Source organism: Lacrimispora sp. (genome assembly GCF_031982545.1).
Classification (GTDB): domain Bacteria; phylum Bacillota; class Clostridia; order Lachnospirales; family Lachnospiraceae; genus Lacrimispora.
The window spans coordinates 58,991-78,370 of record NZ_DALYXB010000018.1 but is presented as its reverse complement, the minus strand read 5'-3'; the positions used below and the strand labels follow the sequence as shown (position 1 = coordinate 78,370).

Below are 19,380 nucleotides of genomic sequence, written 5' to 3'. Positions count from 1 at the left end.
TTAATTGGAAACGGAGGAATACAAATGTCAGCAGAAAGTACTAGAACAGCTATGGATGGTGCAGATAATTTAACAGATTTTATCTCTGACTCAACAGAAGCCATGGAGCGTTATCTCACCTTTCGCACCGACAATTTAATTTTTGGTGTAAGTACAAACTATATTATTGAAATCATTACCAATCATGTTATTACTGCTATGCCCATGATGCCTAACTATGTAAAGGGTATTATCAATTTAAGAGGACAGATCGTTCCGATTATTGATATAAGGCTCAGACTGGGAAAGCCTGCAATTGAATACACCAGCACTACCTGTGTCATTGTATTAAATGTCGATTCTGTTTTTATCGGTATCATTGTAGATGCAGTGGAACAGGTTCTGGATATTGATTATTCCAGAATATCCTCAATTCCAGCAAGCAACCGGGAAGAACTTGTCAGCGGCATGATTTCCATGCCGGACAACAAAGTAGTTCTGCTTCTGGATTGCGAAACATTAGTTAATAACTCATAAAGGACGGCTATCTATGTTAACACTCTCACAGCAAGACTTCACACGGCTGGTTCAGTTCGTGAAAAAAAATTACGGGATCGATCTTTCTAAAAAGATGCAATTGATTATGGGACGGTTATCCAATACCATTATATCAATGGGGTATACCTCCTTTACAGATTATATAGATCAGATTACCTCGTCAAGAAACCCAGCCGACCTTGAAGTAATGCTGAATAAGCTTACAACAAATTATACTTATTTTATGAGGGAAGAGGCCCATTTTAATTTCTTTCGTGATACCATTCTCCCATATTTGTTAGCAACCAAGAAAAACAAGGTTTTAAGTATATGGAGTGCAGGCTGTTCTTCTGGTGAGGAGCCTTATACAATATCAATGATTATAAAGGAAACCCTGGGGGCGCAAGCCGCCCTCTGGGATACCCGGGTTCTTGCTACCGACATATCACAGAACGCTTTGCGGGCAGCGAAGGAGGCAGTATACGACGAGGACTCTCTTAAAAATTTGTCACCTGCATGGGTATCAAAATATTTTGTTAAAACAGCAGAAAAAGGTATTTATACTGTAGCACCATCCATTAAATCCAATGTTATTTTTCAGACATTTAACTTAATGGATCCCATACGATTCCGATTAAAATTTGACGTCATTTTCTGCAGAAACGTAATGATTTATTTTGACCAGAGCACCAAGGATGCTTTAATACAACGCTTCTATGACGCGACTGCTCCAGGAGGCTATCTACTGATTGGCCATTCGGAGACAATTAACAAGGAAAAAACACCTTATAAATATCTCATGCCAGCTACATACCGAAAAGAATAATCTGCCTAATATAAAATCTATTTACCAGCATAAAAACTGGTAAATGGATTTTATATTACACAGATTTATCCATATAATATTGATGACATTAAAATCATTTTCTGACTGTATGAACTCAGCAACAGAGAACGGAGTATATTATGAATGAAAAAATAAAAGTTTTTATAGTAGATGATTCCATGCTTTTCCGCAAGGTTCTGATTGACAATTTATCACAGAATCCAAATATAGAAGTAGTTGGGTATGCAATTGATGCATTTGATGCGGAACGCAAAATTCCATTAGTGAAGCCTGATGTGGTGACCGTGGACGTAGAAATGCCCCGGTTAAACGGAATTGATTTTGTAAAAAAGCTTCTCCCAACCTATCCGGTTCCGGTCATTTTGGTTTCTTCCCTCAACTTAAATGTATTTGAGGCTCTTTCCGCTGGTGCGGTAGACTTTGTAAGAAAACCGGATATGTCCATGAGCATTAATACCAATACATTTTTAAATACATTAATGAGCAAGATATTTATAGCCTCACGTGCTAAAATCAAGGTGCCTGTAAAGGCGGCTCCTACTTCCATTCCTGTGGCTGCATTAGGGGGAAATAGGCCTTTCGGCCTGAATGCCTATAATACAGTTATTGCAATTGGGGCGTCAACCGGAGGAACCGAGGCCACGCTCCAGGTTTTGAAAGATCTTCCCGCAGATACGCCTGGCATCGTGGTTACCCAGCACATGCCAGAGGGATTTACCAAGATGTATGCAGACCGCTTGAACCGTCTTTGTCATATGAAAGTGAAGGAGGCGCAAAGTGGTGATCCCATTGAACGCGGGCAGGTACTGATTGCCCCTGGCGATTTTCAAATGAAAGTGGTCCGGGTGGGAAACCGTTACAGCGTAAACTGCTATTCCGGTGAAAAGGTAAGCGGACACCGCCCTTCCGTAGATGTACTGTTTCAGTCTGTTGCAGACGCCGCCGGGGCTTCCTCCGTTGGTATCATTATGACTGGTATGGGACGTGACGGAGCGGACGGACTTTTAAGCATGAAGAAGAAAGGCGCCTTTACCATCGGGCAGGATGCGGAAAGCTGCGTGGTGTACGGAATGCCTATGGTTGCCTATAATATCGGTGCTGTTGTTACTCAGGTTTCCTGCTCAAACATCTCCAATGTGCTGTTAAAGCATTTATACTCACTTAAATAAAGAAAATCCATGATAAAAAGTTAATATTTCTTATTAAATGACGATAATATAACTGTGATATAAAAAGTCAAGTTATTTGAAGCTCTCAGAAAGGAGTAATTTCATGCGTATCCCATCGAATTATCTTAATACGCTGTATAATACATCCATGATACGACAAAATCAGGACTCAACCAGCAGCCCGGCTTATGAATCAGCAAAAAACAATTACGATGAAATCACCATACGTTCCGCTTCCCAGGAAGATATGGATTCGAAATTTGCTGCCACGCTAAAGAATATGCTCATGAATGAAATCAAGAATCCAGCGTCTGACGAAAAGCTGAGTCAGTTAAAGGAAAGAATGGAAAATGGTACCTATCAGGTAGATGCCAATAAGATCGCAGAGAAGATTCTCTGGTACAAAGGAGCAGAAAGTAATGAATGAGTTTACAACCATTATTGAAGATCTGGTTGAGCTCTTCAAAGAGCTGACTGAGATCGAACAGATAAAGATAGAAGCAGTAAAGAAGAACATGGTCACTTACGTGGAAGACTGTATGAATAAGGAACAGGCCGCAGTTTTAAAGCTGAGAGGCCTGGATAAAAAGCGGGAAGCATGCCAGAAGGACATGGGCTTTGAGGGATATACCTTTCAGCAGATACTGGAGAACACCACAGGGGAAGAGCAAAGCCTGCTTCGGCAGCTGTTTAACACTCTGTCATACAATGTCAGCCTTTTTCAGAACACAAACGAAAGTGCCAGGGCTATGCTTGAAATAAGCTTACATAATATTAACAAAGCCATTATACGAACACATCAGAATACATCAAAAGATAAAAAGAATTGGGAGGGTCTCATATGACACGATCTACATTTTCCGGCTTCACAATTGCCCAGCTTGCCATGACCGCCAGTCAGCGAGCCCTTGATGTTACAGGCCAGAATATCGCCAATATTAACACAAAAGGTTATACAAGACAGCAGGTAGACCTGGTAAGCCTTAATTTAAGGGGTGCTGACCCCACCAGCAGCGGCAAGGGTTCAAAGATCGGCTATGGTGTTGAGATCACGGGAATTTCCCAGATCAGGGATCCATTTCTCGATGTACAGTATCGGAACCAGATTGCAAAGGTAGGTACCGCAGATGCCCGCCAGGCAGGTCTGGACCAGCTGGCAGATATCTTTGACGAAACAGACAGAGATGCGTTAAAAAAAGCGCTTAGTGATTTAAGCAGCAGCTTGGACCAGCTGTCCTCCAATGCAAACAACAGTGAATTTGACAGCATTGTGCGTTCCAGATCGCAGGTTCTGTTAAACTATATTCATCAAAAATCTACGGATTTGAAGACTACCCGTGAAGAAACCATGTACGGACTGGAGAATACTGATATAAAAACTGTTAACAGTCTTCTCTCTGACATCGGTGAATTAAATGATACCATCTGGAAGGGTCAGATATTAGGTAACCCTTCTCTTGAACTCATGGATCAGAGAAATAACAAGCTGGACGAGCTCGCCGGTTATCTTCCTATCAGCGTAAGTTACAAAGAGGTTAAAATCGGTTCAAGTGAAAAGTACAGTTACCCAGTGGTAATGTTAAACGGCTCCAACGGAATAGGTTATGAGCTGACAGCCGGGGAGCATGGAGAAAATATTGCTTCTTTTTCCATGGAGGAACATAATGACTCAAGTGGAAATCCAGATGGAACTGTCCGTATATCTATTATTCCTGCTACCAATTATCCAAAAGGTGTGGATGTTTCTGCACTAAAGACAGATATTACTAATTATCTAAAGGATGGATCTATAAAAGGTACTGTGGACTTACTTAACAAATCCGGAGAACTGGATGATCCTGCTACGGATTTCAGAGGTTTTGGTTATTATGAGAAGACACTTGATTCCATTGTTCAGACCTTTGCCAAGACGTTTAATGATTTAAATGGAAATATGCAGGCTTACACAGGAGCCAATGTTTTGCCATCTTCCGGGACTGCCAAAGCTATGACTACGACCGGATCAGAAAAAGCAGAATTTGCTTTTGGTTTTTCTAATACAACGGGTAATTTCTTAAGCGGTGAAACAATTAACTTTAATGGTACCGTATATACCTTTGGTGACGGTTCCGGAACCACCATTAAAGTTGGTGATACCTTGGATAAGAGTCTGGAAAATCTAGCTACCAGATTATCTACGGATTTTGCCAGCTTAAATGTAAACGGCTCAGCGGTTGATGGTAAGTGGACCTATAACAGTAGCAGCAAGAAACTGACGTGGGCCAGTGATCTGCCTTTAAGCTCTGGTACAGAAATCACCAATTCCAGCATAAAATTTACAGATACAAATACAATAAGCTTTTTATACAAAGCATACCCCAGCAATATTAAAAACTTTGATTTATTTAAGACATCTGACGGCAGTAAGGATTTCACTGCCTCAAATATTAAGATTAACGATGATTGGATGAATAACTCAATTCATATCATAGCCTCTCATGATCCGGATGCAGGCTCGACAGCCAATGATAATATTTTAAAAATGTTAAAATCTTTAACTGACAGCAGAGAATTTAAATATGAATATACTAATACGGATAGTAGCGGCAATAAAACATCAAAATCTATATCATTTTATACCGGAAATTTCTCTGAGTGCTATTCCACTCTGGAGAATAATCAGGGTATTGACAGTTCATCAAACAAAGCAATATTGGATAATCATGTTTCAGTAGTGCAGCAGACTGCCAATAATAAGGATTCTGTATCTGGTGTCTCTTTGGATGAAGAAGGAATTAATCTGATGCATTTCCAAAAATCATTCAGTGCGGCTGCCCGTTTTATGACAACCCTAGATCAGGCTCTCGATGTTCTAATTAACAGTACCGGAGTAGTCGGCAGATAAAAGGAGGTAAACAAATGAGAATTACTACTAATGCATTAATCAGAAATTACAAAAGCGGTCTCTCTACTTCAATCAATAACTTAAATATTTCACGTACTCATGTTATGACACAGCGGAGTTTTAATACTGCTGCCGAAGATCCAGCTTCTGCTGCGAGGGCCTCCCAGCTTCATCGTAAATATTATAAGAACCAGGATAATTTAACAATGCTTGATGAAGCACAATCCCGACAGGATGGTCAGGAAGATGCACTGCGGCAGGTCTCAGATATGGTCAAGACTATCAGTAAAAACTATAATATACAGGCATTGAATGGAACCAACCAGACAAAGGAGGTACGCCAGAGCTATGCAACTGCAATCCGCCAGTTCCAGCAATCCATGGTGCTGAGTCTCAATTCTACCTATGAGGATACGTTTCTTTTTGCTGGCTCCGACGGGAAAAATCCTCCATTTGAATTAAGTTCAGATGGAACGCTTAGCTATCGTGGAATTAATGTTAACGCAAGCAAGGGTTCTGCTGACTACGAAAAACTTAAGACCATGTCAAATGAAAATCTGTATGTGGATCTCGGAATGGGACTTTCCATGGATGATTTTGACCAGGTAGTATCTTCAAGTGCCTTCAACATGTCTCTCCCAGGAATTAATGCGGTTGGTTTCGGGAGCGATGAAAACGGGATGAGCAATAATATAATCGTGATGGCTGGTAAACTTGCAGACTCTTTAGAGGCAGAAACATTTGATGCAGACCAGTTTCGGGATCTTATGAATAAATTTGATACATTAGGGGCTAATTTAACAAATCAGATCACGGAATTGGGAGTTAGATCCGAATTTTTGACCACTACAAAAGACCGGTTAGAAAATGCAGAAATTTCAATACAGGAACAAATGTCAAGTGTGGAAGGTGTGGATATGGCGGAAGCGATCACCAATTATTCGTGGGACCAGTACGCTTATAATGCTGCATTAAAGGTTGGAACTAGCATTTTATCCTCGTCTTTCATTGATTTCATGCGCTAAGATTTATAGGAGGGATTTTATATGGAACCATTGCTTCAGATAAAAACCATACCAATAAAATATGAGATGAAAATACAGAAGGCCGAACTTAGATACTCACAATCTAAGACTGATGTATTAATCAATAATGAAAGCGGTAGCCTGGATATTAACAGCAAGCCGATTAAGCTGAGCATTGATACTTACGATGCCCGCAGTTCAATTAATCCAACCACTATGGAAAGCGTCCGTCAGGCGGCTGCTTCCGGTTTGGAGGCTGCATCAGAAGCTACTGCTACCTATACAGAGGAGGCTGCACTATTGTTAGACGCCAAAGTTTCAAATCCCCTCGATCAAATTTTCCGACAACGTGCTCAAATGCCTACCGGTGAGTTTGGTTTAGCTTTTATTCCAACTAGCGGTCCTGATCTTGAATGGTCAGCCCCTGATTTGAATATTAAATATCAAATGGATAAAATGAGTTTTGACATCAGAGCTGCTAAGGGAGACTTTGAATTTATACCTGGCAGCATTGAAATTTCAATCACTCAAATGCCCGATGTGGAAATAGAGTATATTGGTAAACCAATGTACGTCCCTCCAAGTGCTGCTAAATACTTTGATCACGAACCAATTGATGTCCTGGCTTAAATTAATATCTGGAGGTACACATGGAAATAAAAACGCAATATTTTGGTTCAATTTCTTGTTCTGATGAGGAACTGATTCATTTCTCAGACGGATTATTTGGATTCTCAGAGTTAAAAAATTATGTACCTCTTGCATTTCAGGATAGTAGTGACGCTTTGATATCTCTGCAGTCTATCGATGATTTTAGAGTATCTTTTATAATTATGAATCCGTTTCAACTATATTCTGAATACGCACCTGCTTTATCTGCCGAAGATAGCAATTTGTTAAAGGCTTCTTATGACGAAAAAAATATATCCTATTATGTCATCTGTGTAATACATGATGATATGGAAGAAAGCACCATTAATTTGAAAGCACCGATTGCAGTTAATACAGATACAAGAGAAGCAAAACAGATAATATTAGATAACCCTCTCTATAAATTCCGTCATCCAATTAAAGATTTTATGAAAAGGGGGAAATAATATGCTGATACTTCAGAGAAAAAAGGAACAGTCTCTAAACATCGGCGATAATATTTCTATTACTGTACTGGAGATTGGAAATGACTGGGTGAAACTGGCAATTGATGCACCCAGAGATATATCTATATTAAGATCCGAGTTAGTAGAAGCCGTTTCTGCTAATCAGGAGGCGGTTTCTCTACCTCTGAATGCAGGGTCAATTTCTAAAATGAAAGAATTTTTTTCAGAGAAACAGAAAAACAGTGAAAATACCTGATATTACTTGGGTATTTCCACTGTTTCTTTTGATTCTTCATCTGTATTCTCCGGATTTGTCTTTCTACTAATAAAAGGTAATCTTTTTACTGCCCCAAGGAACACACGTTTTAACTTAGGATACGTTTTATAACGAAGAGGATTTGTACATATTCTGATTAAATATCTCCATAACCTTAATCCCCAGAATACCGGCAATAATAATTTTACCTTTCCCAACAACGGGTATATCGTTTCCATATATCTACGATCAGGAAAAAGCCAAATAACCATCTTTTTTATTTCTTCTAGTCTGCGATTCCTTGCATAACAGTCAGCAACCGTATTTATCAATGGCAAAAGCTTAGAACTAATCTCTCTTCCATCCGTTCCTTTTGAAAGAATATATGATTCCATAGCTTCATAGATCTCTACATTTTCAATCACTGCGCCAGTGCCAAACCATCTAAGAATTAAATGCTCAAGGCGCTCTGCAAAATCGGCTATTTTTAACTTTTTAAGACTGCCATATATATAAGGCCAATTGAAATCTTCACCATAAGTCTTATAAAAAATCCAAAAATCCATAATCTGGCTTAAACTGATATCTCCTCTTGCATAACTATTCGTTAGTCTGCACATTAAAAACAAATATCTGTCATCAAGAGGCAGTTCACGAATACTCTTGTTTTCATTCTTAAGGGGAGTTTTTTTAAGCAGTTTCTTAAAAAATCTTTGCATGGAAGAGCTAAAAAATAGTGTATAATCAAAATTTATTACCCGTATTCCAGGAATACGATAAAACAGCCTGCCTGTCTCATCCATTTTACGATCTTCAAAATCTACTTTTTTTAGAATTTCCCATATTATACGGGTACTTTTTCTACTGGAACCAATCTCAATGGATTCACGGCAACACATTTCTTCAATAGGATAATTTTTTACTATATCTGTATAGCTGATATAAAAGCAGTTAATCCTCTCACGTTCCATCAGAGCGACCAGTTGCATTTCACTTTTTTGTAAACGTCCTACCCTATAAACTGATTCTAGATATTTATCAAAAAACTGCTGTCGTACAGCTTGAGGGATGTCTTGATCAAGCCCTAAAATTCCATAGTGTACAGCATGTGCAACGCCATGGTAATCAGATAACCGAAACATCTTTTCCCAATCAAGTGAACGTATTGGCTCAGGTGAAGGTTTTTGATTCATCACTGCAGATAGTATAATTAATAAATACCGCTCTTCATAACCTTTAATCATTCATTTTTCCATCCTTAATTAAGTCACATGTGCCACACACCACCTGTATTAGCATACAAGCCCTATAATATATATCGGATTTTTCATCTTAATCTTAACTTTATAGAGTGTTTATCCGATAAATTACATATAACAATAAAGAAAAAGGTGAGCCGTATGAACAGATTCTTTAAATCACTATTCAAAACCCTGTTCGTAATCGTCATCCCGTTTGCGATTTTTTCTTCTAACTATCAAATTAATGGATCAGCCGCTGATATTTCCCCAAATTCAAGCATTATACTTCCTGAGACAGTTGAAGCAGATATCCCTCAGGAAGGCAAATACGATTTGATGCTGGACAGCGTATCCGGTCCCCTCACTTATTATAATCAGGCAGATGCCAGGTGGGGGAATTATCTTTGGGGTGGAAGAGACCCTTTGGTTACCTACGGATGTGGACCTACTGTTATGGCTATGGTCATAACCAGCCTTACTGGAAATCAGGTGCTTCCGACCGATATCGCTAACTGGGCAGCGGCCAATAACAGCTGGTGTCCCGGAGAAGGTTCGTATCATCGCCTCATACCTGACAGTGCTTCCGCATATGGTCTTTTAGTTTCACCAATAAAAAACCGTACTGTAGAAGGGATTAGAAATGCCCTGGATTCTGGACAGTTGGTTATTGCCTTAATGAAAAAGGGGCATTTTACTCAACAGGGTCATTTTATCATCATAATTAATTACAATGCTGATGGATCTTTTCGAATTGCAGATTCTAATAACTATGATAATACAAAATATAATTGGGATCCAAATGTAATAGTTGGTGAACTGAATAACCGTGCCTCCAACGGTGGCCCCCTTTGGGCGATTGCTCCACCGAACTAAACTTATTTAATTATAAAAGGAATGGGTATCTGCAAGCCGCGTACTGATATATTTATCAATTTCAATCGTGCGTTTTAGTATTTGCTTGATACTCTTTCCTTTTTCATTAACTTTTTCTGATATCTGACCGTCTGTTTCGCAATTATCCTGCCCTCTTAACCACTTTTCCACTTTAAGAGCTTCCTCGGTAGACATCACAGATATTAAACATTTTATATTCCTATCTATCACATCAGCCTTATCCATCTCATCTTGACGCATTCCCAAAAGCATCTGTACTGAAGTTTGGTCATTGCGGGAAAGGAATTCTCCCACTTCACGGGTTATTCTTTCTATTTCTGCCATACACTGATATTTTTTCTGCATCTCTTTTAAAATCTCCAAAAGTATGGATTCTTCCATATGTATAACCTCCTATTTGCAGATTATTGATAAATGGCTGGAGAGAAGCTTCTCTCCAGCCTGTAGAAATCAACCGCCGATTCGTTGTGCCTCTCTAAAGGAGTCACGCAGATCCATAATCAAAGGTCTTATTTCTGCTATTATCGCAGCATTTCTTCCTGCCTTAATACGGATTAGTTCGTAAAGGAAAAAGTCATAAAGTCGTTTTAACTCATTACTAATCTCATATTGAAAATTAAGAGTATCCCTTAAATAGGTAACTATATCCACAGACCGTTGTATGGATTGCTCAAAAAGCTCATAATCTTTATTATCCAATGCCAATTCGGACCTGGTAAGCCGCTTTAATAATTCATCATATAAAAGATTAAGCATTTCACCCGGAGTCATTGTATTCACAGTCTGTTCTTTATAATGTTGATATCCATTAACTGCCATCTTTCACTCCGTTTCTTATGAACCAAGGGATGAACTCAGCCAGCTGCTTTGGGAGTTCATCTGGGAAATCAATGTTTCCAGATTTGTAAACTGCTTGACGTACCGGTCTGTCTCTGTTTTCAACTGAGTGTTAAGACGTTCAATCACATCATCAAGACTGTCCATTGCAGTTTGCAAGGAATTCTTTAGAATACTGGTAGGTGCGTATACAGAACCTGCTCTTTCGATCAAAATACCTTTTGTAGCACCAGTAGTACCAGCATATTTTTCAGTGATCTCAGATAACCTTGCCATAACACCGCCCTTGTCATCTGTTGTTGAATCTGCCTGTCTTGTAAACAGTTTCTGAAGATCTGAAGAATTAGACTCCAAAGCTGCCCGAAACTTGGTCTCATCAAGAACAAGCTTTCCATTATCACTGTAATCGGTGCTAGTAGAAATTCCAAATGACTCCAAAGTTGCTTTATCTGCAGAACCACTATCGAAGATAAACCTCATACTATCGGAAAGACCTCTTAATTCTGAATCATTAAAAAGCATACCGGCTTTCGCCTTTACTTCCCATTTCTCAATCTGATCATCTGTCATTTCTTCTTTCTGATCGTCAGTAAGAGGCTCGTAGCTGCGGTTTGGTTTAGTGGAAACTTCTTTGTTTACCAGTTCAATTATGTCGTTATAATCTTTAATCATGCTGGTTACGGCTGATACAATCGTATCTGCATCAGTTTTTGCATTAAATGTAATTGGTTCTGTACCTGCTGCCAGAGTATTTCCGCTGTAGCCAAATGCGCCGTTTACAGTAATATTCAAACCATCAAGATTAAAGGTATTATTTCCACGAATTAACTCAACCGGAGTTTCCGATCCGGCATATTTTACGCTGACAATGGCATCCTGACCATCCTTTGTTGTATAATCATGAAATAGTACACTGGAATCATCATCAGGACCAAACTCAATCTTACCAGCGGAACCATCACCTTTGGATACAATAGAAAATTTATCTGCATTCTGTAAGTAGCTGATTGTTACACCCGCATCGGAAGAATTAATTTTGCTCATGATATCACTCATGGAGCTGCCATAAGTAAGTCCTGTAATGGGTACATTATTTATAATTAACTTTAGCTCTGTATCTGCTGTCTTTCCATCAAAATTACTGTTCAACCCCGAATTTATTAATGATGATGTTAAATTTAGACGATTGGATTCACCTGCTTCTACTTTTAAAGCTCCATTCTTTCCGGTAATACCGATATCAGCTGATGAGATAGACAATACGGAAGAAGTATCATTAGTATTATCATTAGTAATACCATTAGTACTGGTATTTGGTATCTTCGTCTCAAACTTCAGTGTTCCTCCATCAGGGGTAACGGCTATTCTCCCAGATCCAAATTTTTTAGCAAGCTCCGTCTGTAAGTAATTTGCTAAACCATTCAAATCACCGTATTCACTTTGTCTGGTCTTATCAAACTCAATCGTCTGTGTGGTTCCATTATAAGTGAAACTAACACCTTTCCCTGCTACTCTGTCCAAGAAGGTTTTTGAGTCAAACAGTTTCTGAGTCCTGTTCTTCAATTCTGTAGAAAAACCATCTGCTGTAATTGTTTTGTTTTCATCACTGACACTTTCAATATCTGAAATTCCTAACGCACTTAAAGCCCCGCTTGTTCCACCAGTAATCTGAATTGTGTTTCCTGCTGTATCCTTCGAGATAAAGTTAACCTTAGCCAATGCAGTTGTAGGATCTGAAGCGTTAGCTCCAGTTGTCTGTACCCCAATTACTTCTGCTAATGTTTTTCCATTGCCAATGGAAACATTCTTTAATGCTCGTGCAATCGATTTTTCAGCAGATTCTGCGGTGCTGTAATCGTATGTAAATCCGTCAGATGCCGTTCCGCTGCTCAGTGATACAGAGTAAGTCTTTGTACCATATTTAAAATACAAAGACTGTCCTTCTAAAGTGCTGACGGACTCTGATCCAAAATTAATACTTCCTGTAGCAAGCTCACTATCTGAAACATTCCCATTTGAAGTTATAGAGGCTTTACTGGCAAGCTGCTTCACTCCCACTATGGACATACTATCAGAAAGGGAAGAGCTTCCTGATACACTGACATAACTGCTGTTGGCACCTACCGTAGTCACACTACTTCTTGCCCAAAAACTGGGACTTGACAAGTTAGTACTCTGATTGGTATATGAGGTGTATTTTTTGGAGAATTCCACAAGTTTTGAGCTGACGGAACGATACGCCTCCTGAGTCCATGAATAAGTCTGTTTTTTCTTCTGCTGTTTTGCAATCTTCGCTTTTGTGGACGCTGTCATTCCCTCAATCAGGGTATCTCTGTCCAAACCACTTGCCAGACCGCCGTAACCTTTTATAGATGATGCTGAACTGTTTTTAATACTGGTCAATGCTGATGCCATACTAATAACTCCTTTCTTAACTATCTAAATAATCCAATTTTCGTCAAAAATCGGTTTTTTTTGTGTTTTGGCTATACTTATTTATCGTCATATTGTATACTAAAGATAATAGTATTATCTTAATTTACGATTGGAGGAATACAATTTGTCAACTGTAATTACTATTACAAATCAAAAGGGCGGCGTAGGCAAAACCACCACTTCCTGTTCCCTTGCCTGCGGTCTTGCCATGAATAATAAAAGAGTGCTGGCTGTTGATTTAGACCCTCAGGGTAATCTTGGATTTAGTCTGGGACTTGAAATTGAAAACTGTGCAACTATTTACGAGGTTTTCCAGGGAACTGCAACGCTGCAGGAGGCAATACGTCCATCAAAGTATTGCGACGTAATTTCATCAAATATACTTTTAAGCGGCGCCGAGCTGGAATTTACCGGAAAGCAGAGAGAAAGTATGTTAAAGAACTTACTGTCTACAGTTGCCGGTTATTATGATTATATTATTATTGATACTCCTCCTGCTCTGAATATTTTAACAGTTAATGCTTATGCGGCCGCAGATTATCTGATTATTCCCATGGTACCGGAGATTTTAAGCCTTCTTGGTGTATCTCAAATTAAAGATACAATTAACACAGTACGTGCATCTGTTAATCCAAATTTGGTTGTACTGGGGATACTGCTGAATAAGTATAATTCAAGAACACTTCTTTCCAGAGAAGTGAAGGAGATGGCCCAGAGTATTGCCTCCCAGATTGGAACACGGGTGTTTGAGACACATATCAGATCCAGTGTTAGTGTAGCAGAAGCGCCGGCTCAGGGAGAAAGCCTTCTGGATTATGCACCCAGATCCAATCCTGCCCAGGATTACAAAGCATTGGTAACTGAAGTCCTAGAATTGATTAAGAAATTAAAATAATAAAGACTTGAGAGGAGCACATAAACATGGCTAGGAAAAGCAGCAAAACAGCTCATGTAATGAATCTTCTGGCCGGAGGTGAGGCGGAATCTTCGAAATCAGAAGCTGCTAAGGAAAACCTTGCTGCCAGCCAGGCAGCTGAGTCTAAAGGGACAATTAAAGAATTGACGGTTTTGGCTCAGCAGGCTTCCATACAAATGCAGGATAGTCCTTTGTCTCCCAGCCCAATTTCTATTATAGATCTATCCTCTTCGGTTCAGGATCCAGTTGCTGAGTTGATTAAGCAGCAGCTGGAAGAAGATGAAAAGAAGGAACTGGGGAATGGATTCTCTGAGAAAAAAGAAGATAATTCTCTGCCAGATTCTCTTCCTGACCCGGTATCAGACAATGTAATAAATAATGTGGAAGACTCAGCTTGGGGAGACAGGGAAGAAGTGCCTGTTGCAGAGCAATTTACTGAATCATCTGACAATTCAACAGATGAGATAGATGAGGCAGTTGTTCCGGATTTAGATAATCAGAATGAGCCAGGTATATCTGATGTTGATGAGCTAGTTCAAATGGACATATTAAGTATCGATGAACCTGATCAAACCGGTATGCAAAACTCCAATGAACCAGAACAATCAGATATTGCAGCTTCTGATGAATCAGCGCAACCTAATATTCCTGTACCCGATAGTTTGACAAAGCCGGATCAAATTTACGATGAGTTGGCACAGCCTGATGTTCAGGATTCCTTAGAGTCAATAGTCCCTGCTACACAAACTGGGGACACTCCTGCAAAACCCGAACCTCCTGTTACCGATACTCCTGCCACTCCAAAAACCTCTAATTTCAAGTATCTGAATGTAATGGAGCATGTTGTGGAGAATATTGCCAGAGACTATATAGGGCGTCTTGGCGGCTGTACCTGTGAGCACTGCATTGCCGATGTTACTGCTTTGACGCTTAACAAACTTGCTCCTAAATATGTGGTAGTGGAGCCTCCCGCTGCTTCTCCTTTGCTGAATTTTTATTCCAGCCGTTTTGCTCCACAGGTGATAGTAGAATTAACAAAATCATGTTTTATAGTAAAAGAAAACCCACACCATTAAGTGTGGGTTTTCTTAGTTACGGGAATATCTGTTTCCTGGTCTGCGCTGACCGTTAAACCGTTCCATATCTCATTAACAGCTTCTACACAGTCCATATAAGTCTGCGCCAGCTGCCCGGAAGGTATCTCCAGTTTTTCGGATAGCTGCTTCACTTTTTTCCATTCTGCATCTTCATAACTAAGAATGAGTTCATATAATTCACCACAAACCCCTTCCTTGCGAATAAGAGCATCTTTTATTTCCTGGGCAACCGGAACTTCTTCCAGAATTTCCTCCAGAGGTGCATTGATCATGTACTGGAGTGTAGAGAACATGCCCATCATATAAACTTCTGAACGGATTATTGGAAGATCTTTGATATGATCTGAAATCGTCATTGCAAAATTGGCTCTCAGGAAAGACAGTTTCATCATTGCTTCTAAGGATTCTTCATTATCAATGTCATTGTTGAAGCTTAATAAATATACCCATTGCTTCAACTGGCTGATTCCCATGGTCACCAGTGCCTGACGTATGGAGGAAACTCTTCGGCGAAGGGCAAAGTATGCGGAATTAACGATCTTAAGAAGCGCATAGCTTAATGCAGCATCTCTGTTTATAATCTCTTCAATCTTTTCTATATCCGGTTCATCTTTAGAGACTTCCACCACCAGCTGGAAAAAGTTCCCCTCTAAAAATTCCATACGGTTTACTTTTCCGGCCATAGCCTCCGCAACATAGCTTCCTTCTGCATAATCTGCGCCAACTTCAATTGCAAGCTCATAATCAGCCATGGAGCTGACACCTGTTACGATACACTTCTTATCAAAGCCCTTCATCGTATTAATGAGGTTTTTTAAAGAGCTGCGTTCTTTTCCTTCCTGCTTGTTTCTGATGTCAATTTTTATGTATGTAACATAATCCAGCATGGAGAAATATTTGGGAGAAAACTGGAAGTCATTGATGGCAAATACATACCCTTCTGCCCTGTACTTTCTTATGATAGTCGGAGACAATGGGTGAATCATAACATGATCTTCAATCTGAATCACCATCTTATCCTTATCAAAAATCTTCGGTGTATTCCGAAATAACAATGAAGGAGTAAATGTAACAAAAGTAAGCTTATCATGAAAAATGCTTTCTGTATTCTGCATCAGAAATCCTGCAATTGTGTCAGCCGCTGCTACATCTGAGCTGCTATAAAGCGAATCATAATCCTTCTGAAACAATACTTCGTAGCCGATAATCCTGTCCTCCTTCAACGCCTTAATAGGCTGCCGGGTGACATACTTATCCATTCGTCTTCCTCCTTTGAAGTAAGTGATCAATTACTTCTACCAGATGGGCGATTTCCGGCTTACTCAGCTGTTCATCTGCTCCCAACTGTTTTCCCTTTATCATCAATTCCTGATTAATCATGGAAGAGAAAATAACCAAAGGAATATGCTTTAATTTTTTATCTTCTTTTACCAGCTTAGTCAGGCGGTGTCCATCCATCTCAGGCATCTCAATGTCTGTAATAATCAGGCTTACCTTATCTTCTAAATCTGAATCATCTTTTATCTGGCTTAAATAATTCCAGGCTTCCTGACCATTATTTTTAAAAGTAAGGTTTTCATATCCTGCTTTTTTAAGAGCAGCTTCTATCATCTTGGTCAGAAGAATGGAGTCTTCAGCAATTAGAATCGGATTAGCCACAGATGCTCTCTTTCCAAGCTTATTAATATCATCGATCTGGATTCCGGTCTCAGGAGCGATGTCAGCAACAATTTTTTCAAAGTCAAGGATGGTAACAAGATCAGTTCCGCACTGAGCGATTCCAGTGGCCACTCCTTCATCTCCACGGCTTATGGTGTCATCTGGTTTCTGAATATTCTTCCAGGAAATACGGCTGATACCAACTACGCTGTGAACACGGAAAGCAATGTGCAACTTGTTGAAATTGGTGATAATAAACAGATCTTTGCCTTGTTTTTCACCTTTACTGCCAGTAAGGTAATAAGGGAGATCAATAACTGTAAGAAGAAGATCCCTTGGTTTAAAAATCCCCTCTACGGCTGGGTGGGCATGAGGGATGGGTTTCACCTTATCTGACATCATAATCTCGCGTACTTTTGCAACGTTAATTCCATATAATTCACCGTAAATGGTGAATTCCATTATTTCAATTTCATTCGTCCCTGATTCTAATAAAATCTCTGTTTCTGCCATACTTTTTCTCCTTTATCCCAATATAATCCAGCAAAAACAACTGCCTGTTAATTTATCGGCAACTTTCTGCCAGTTCATAATGTTTACAAAACAATTTCTGCTCTGCCGTAAGTTCTGATTTTAACCTGCCCCGTGCTTACATCCATGGACATGGTTCGTGCATAGTTTTCTCCAACGTCCAAAGCAGCAAGCCGGATCCCCTCTTTTTGGAGAATCTGTTTTACACTTATAATATTGCGGGCTCCGATATTGCCAAGAGTACTGTTGCCCTGCAATTCGAACATTTTTGCCCCCCCTGCAATCTTTGCAATCAATCTTGGTTTTCTTGCGCCCAGGATTTCTATCTTTCTAAATGTCTCAGCCAGTCCTGTATCTGCATACTTAAATATATTTCCGTCTCCTGATCCGTATACTTCCGGAAGCATGATATGCACAAGCGCCCCCAGCTTTATCATGGGATCATATAAACAGATACCAATGCAGGACCCCAGAGCATAGGTGATCAATGTCCCCTCCTGCCTGGCAAATTTCATGTCCGCAATTCCCACTGTTATCTGTTTATCCATTTACAATCCCCAGCTTTTCCATTAAAAAGTTCAATGACATAATATCCGGCATCATCAGCAAGTCACTGTGAAGGACTTTTCCTCCTATTATAAACTGTCCGCTTATCATCATCATCTTATCTGTCTGATATCCAAATTCCACCATCGGAACACTTAAGATGCCTCCCAGCATGTTGACTGCGATGTCAGGTACTGAAAGATTAATTGTAACCTCACTCAGTGTTGACATTGCATTAACATAAGATGAGATAATAATATTACCGATCTCTTCCAAAGCAGAAGTCTCTAAAACATTAAGCTGGTAATAGTCTTCAATCTCCTGCTGCATAACACTGGACAAAACCTCATTTATAAAATCCATTTTTAAAATAAAGAGCATTAAACCGTTGATTTCACCTGTCATCTTCACCAGGATCGCCGCCACAATTTCCTCCGGATCACCCAAAAATTTGATGGCCTCATTATATCCCAGTATCTGAACATCGGGTAGTGTCATTCGAACGGTCTTGTTCAGCATGGAAGAAAGTGCGGTAGCCGCATTGCCTGTACCAATACTGCCTATCTCCCGTATCAGATCCAGCCCAAGCCCATTCATTTCGTCATAACGTGTTATTTTCATATGATCGCCCTCTTTCATGAAACTCTGCGATATTTACCGCAGAGAATTTATTGTCGATTCAACTTCATCGGAAGTCTGTACCATCTTAAGAGCATAGGAGTAGGCTCTCTGGGACTCCATCATTTTCGTCATCTCCAATGCAAAATCGGTACCAGACTGCTCCAGAGATCCACTTACTACTTTTGCCTTCTCCAGGAGTATGGGAGTCCCATTCACTGCCGTTGCAGAAAAAACATTGTCTCCTATGGGTTTAAGGTTACTGGTATTGGCAAAGGTATAGATTCCAATCGCATGGGGATCATGTTCTCCTTCCTGCAGTTCCTCTGTTTCTTCTTCCTCTTCTGCTTCCTCGGAAGGGTAGGATGCCGGCTTTACATCATAGGAAATTTCCGCCTGATCCATATTAAGAACCCGTTTTCCATCCACATTCACAAGATAAAATTTGTCCGTTGTCTTTGCAAGGGAAAAACGTCCGTCACGGGTGTATGTGATTTCTCCGGATACAGGATCCTTCAGCATGAAAAAGCCATCGCCTTCCACCGCATAATCATGTTCCTGTCCCGTAGACTGATACGGCATGGCTGTCATGTTTGTCTTTATCTGGTCTATTTTTGATCCGCTTCCAGTCTTTATGTTTGTATCATTAAGTGAATTTCGTGTCTGTTCATAGATCAGATCGGAAAACACACCGTATTCCGGCTTAAAACCAACTGTATTTACATTTGCAATATTATTTGATACAACATTGAGTTTCGTCTGCTGATTCATGGCACCCTGTGCGCCTATGTAAAAGGATTGATTCATCCGT

Annotated in this window: 22 protein-coding genes; 13 read left to right on the top strand and 9 right to left on the bottom strand. The window is 39.8% G+C overall.

Features of this window, described 5'->3' with window-relative positions; genetic code table 11:
- Window positions 1–24: 24 nt before the first annotated feature.
- From ABS301_RS23560 to ABS301_RS23515, 10 genes are all read left to right on the top strand, one after another.
- A complete protein-coding gene (locus ABS301_RS23560) occupies window positions 25–516 on the top strand; it encodes a chemotaxis protein CheW (protein ID WP_349674506.1) in 492 nt (163 codons plus the stop codon).
- 13 nt (window positions 517–529) lie between these two features.
- The gene (locus ABS301_RS23555; RefSeq protein ID WP_104438763.1) at window positions 530–1,342 is read left to right on the top strand and encodes a CheR family methyltransferase; all 813 of its coding nucleotides are present in this window, start codon (window positions 530–532) and stop codon (window positions 1,340–1,342) included.
- Between the two features lie 140 nt (window positions 1,343–1,482).
- A complete protein-coding gene (locus tag ABS301_RS23550; protein ID WP_349674505.1) occupies window positions 1,483–2,532 on the top strand; it encodes a protein-glutamate methylesterase/protein-glutamine glutaminase in 1,050 nt (349 codons plus the stop codon).
- A gap of 103 nt (window positions 2,533–2,635) precedes the next feature.
- A complete protein-coding gene (locus ABS301_RS23545; RefSeq protein WP_349674504.1) occupies window positions 2,636–2,959 on the top strand; it encodes a flagellar biosynthesis anti-sigma factor FlgM in 324 nt (107 codons plus the stop codon).
- Window positions 2,952–3,377, top strand: a complete 426-nt coding sequence (gene flgN / locus ABS301_RS23540; protein WP_349674503.1) for a flagellar export chaperone FlgN — start codon at window positions 2,952–2,954, stop codon at window positions 3,375–3,377. Before ABS301_RS23545 ends, flgN begins: the two co-directional genes overlap by 8 nt.
- The gene (gene flgK / locus ABS301_RS23535; RefSeq protein WP_349674502.1) at window positions 3,374–5,416 is read left to right on the top strand and encodes a flagellar hook-associated protein FlgK; all 2,043 of its coding nucleotides are present in this window, start codon (window positions 3,374–3,376) and stop codon (window positions 5,414–5,416) included. The genes flgN and flgK overlap by 4 nt, the downstream gene beginning before the upstream one ends.
- Before the next feature lie 14 nt (window positions 5,417–5,430).
- Window positions 5,431–6,441 carry a flagellin N-terminal helical domain-containing protein gene (locus ABS301_RS23530; RefSeq protein WP_349674501.1) on the top strand — a complete coding sequence of 337 codons (1,011 nt, stop codon included), beginning with the start codon at window positions 5,431–5,433 and terminating at the stop codon, window positions 6,439–6,441.
- A 21-nt stretch (window positions 6,442–6,462) separates the two neighbouring features.
- Window positions 6,463–7,071: a DUF6470 family protein gene (locus tag ABS301_RS23525; protein WP_277409021.1), complete on the top strand. Its 609-nt coding sequence runs from the start codon at window positions 6,463–6,465 to the stop codon at window positions 7,069–7,071.
- Window positions 7,072–7,091: 20 nt separating this feature from the next.
- Entirely contained in the window at window positions 7,092–7,538 is a 447-nt protein-coding gene (fliW, locus tag ABS301_RS23520; protein ID WP_349674500.1) for a flagellar assembly protein FliW, read from the top strand.
- 1 nt (window position 7,539) lies between these two features.
- Window positions 7,540–7,794 carry a carbon storage regulator gene (locus ABS301_RS23515; RefSeq protein WP_349674499.1) on the top strand — a complete coding sequence of 85 codons (255 nt, stop codon included), beginning with the start codon at window positions 7,540–7,542 and terminating at the stop codon, window positions 7,792–7,794.
- Between the two features lie 2 nt (window positions 7,795–7,796).
- Here ABS301_RS23515 and ABS301_RS23510 read toward each other — a convergent pair whose 3' ends face one another.
- Window positions 7,797–9,038 (bottom strand): nucleotidyltransferase family protein, encoded by a 1,242-nt coding sequence (locus tag ABS301_RS23510; RefSeq protein ID WP_349674498.1) that lies wholly within the window; start codon window positions 9,036–9,038, stop codon window positions 7,797–7,799.
- A 156-nt stretch (window positions 9,039–9,194) separates the two neighbouring features.
- Here ABS301_RS23510 and ABS301_RS23505 point away from each other — a divergent pair, with 156 nt between their 5' ends.
- Window positions 9,195–9,908: a C39 family peptidase gene (locus tag ABS301_RS23505; protein ID WP_349674497.1), complete on the top strand. Its 714-nt coding sequence runs from the start codon at window positions 9,195–9,197 to the stop codon at window positions 9,906–9,908.
- Between the two features lie 6 nt (window positions 9,909–9,914).
- Here the strand turns inward: ABS301_RS23505 and ABS301_RS23500 are convergent, their stop codons facing one another.
- The 3 genes from ABS301_RS23500 to fliD all read right to left on the bottom strand — a co-directional run bounded on the left by ABS301_RS23500 (window position 9,915) and on the right by fliD (window position 13,181).
- A complete protein-coding gene (locus ABS301_RS23500; RefSeq protein WP_349674496.1) occupies window positions 9,915–10,310 on the bottom strand; it encodes a hypothetical protein in 396 nt (131 codons plus the stop codon).
- Window positions 10,311–10,379: 69 nt separating this feature from the next.
- Complete coding sequence (gene fliS, locus ABS301_RS23495; RefSeq protein ID WP_349674495.1) at window positions 10,380–10,748, bottom strand: flagellar export chaperone FliS; 369 nt, start codon at window positions 10,746–10,748, stop codon at window positions 10,380–10,382.
- 15 nt (window positions 10,749–10,763) lie between these two features.
- Window positions 10,764–13,181: a flagellar filament capping protein FliD gene (fliD, locus tag ABS301_RS23490; protein ID WP_349674494.1), complete on the bottom strand. Its 2,418-nt coding sequence runs from the start codon at window positions 13,179–13,181 to the stop codon at window positions 10,764–10,766.
- A 145-nt stretch (window positions 13,182–13,326) separates the two neighbouring features.
- Here fliD and ABS301_RS23485 point away from each other — a divergent pair, with 145 nt between their 5' ends.
- Window positions 13,327–14,097, top strand: coding sequence for a ParA family protein (locus ABS301_RS23485; protein WP_349674493.1), 771 nt, complete (start codon window positions 13,327–13,329; stop codon window positions 14,095–14,097).
- A gap of 26 nt (window positions 14,098–14,123) precedes the next feature.
- Window positions 14,124–15,194, top strand: a complete 1,071-nt coding sequence (locus ABS301_RS23480; RefSeq protein WP_349674492.1) for a late competence development ComFB family protein — start codon at window positions 14,124–14,126, stop codon at window positions 15,192–15,194.
- Here ABS301_RS23480 and ABS301_RS23475 read toward each other — a convergent pair.
- The 5 genes from ABS301_RS23475 to ABS301_RS23455 form a co-directional block, all read right to left on the bottom strand.
- The gene (locus ABS301_RS23475) at window positions 15,191–16,474 is read right to left on the bottom strand and encodes an EAL and HDOD domain-containing protein (protein WP_349674491.1); all 1,284 of its coding nucleotides are present in this window, start codon (window positions 16,472–16,474) and stop codon (window positions 15,191–15,193) included. The genes ABS301_RS23480 and ABS301_RS23475 overlap by 4 nt on opposite strands.
- Window positions 16,467–17,387, bottom strand: coding sequence for a chemotaxis protein (locus ABS301_RS23470; protein WP_349674490.1), 921 nt, complete (start codon window positions 17,385–17,387; stop codon window positions 16,467–16,469). Before ABS301_RS23470 ends, ABS301_RS23475 begins: the two co-directional genes overlap by 8 nt.
- An 83-nt stretch (window positions 17,388–17,470) precedes the next feature.
- Complete coding sequence (locus ABS301_RS23465) at window positions 17,471–17,953, bottom strand: chemotaxis protein CheD (protein ID WP_104438781.1); 483 nt, start codon at window positions 17,951–17,953, stop codon at window positions 17,471–17,473.
- Entirely contained in the window at window positions 17,946–18,572 is a 627-nt protein-coding gene (locus ABS301_RS23460) for a chemotaxis protein CheC (protein WP_104438782.1), read from the bottom strand. Before ABS301_RS23460 ends, ABS301_RS23465 begins: the two co-directional genes overlap by 8 nt.
- Before the next feature lie 33 nt (window positions 18,573–18,605).
- Window positions 18,606–19,376 (bottom strand): flagellar hook-basal body protein, encoded by a 771-nt coding sequence (locus ABS301_RS23455; RefSeq protein ID WP_349674489.1) that lies wholly within the window; start codon window positions 19,374–19,376, stop codon window positions 18,606–18,608.
- Between the last annotated feature and the right edge of the window lie 4 nt (window positions 19,377–19,380).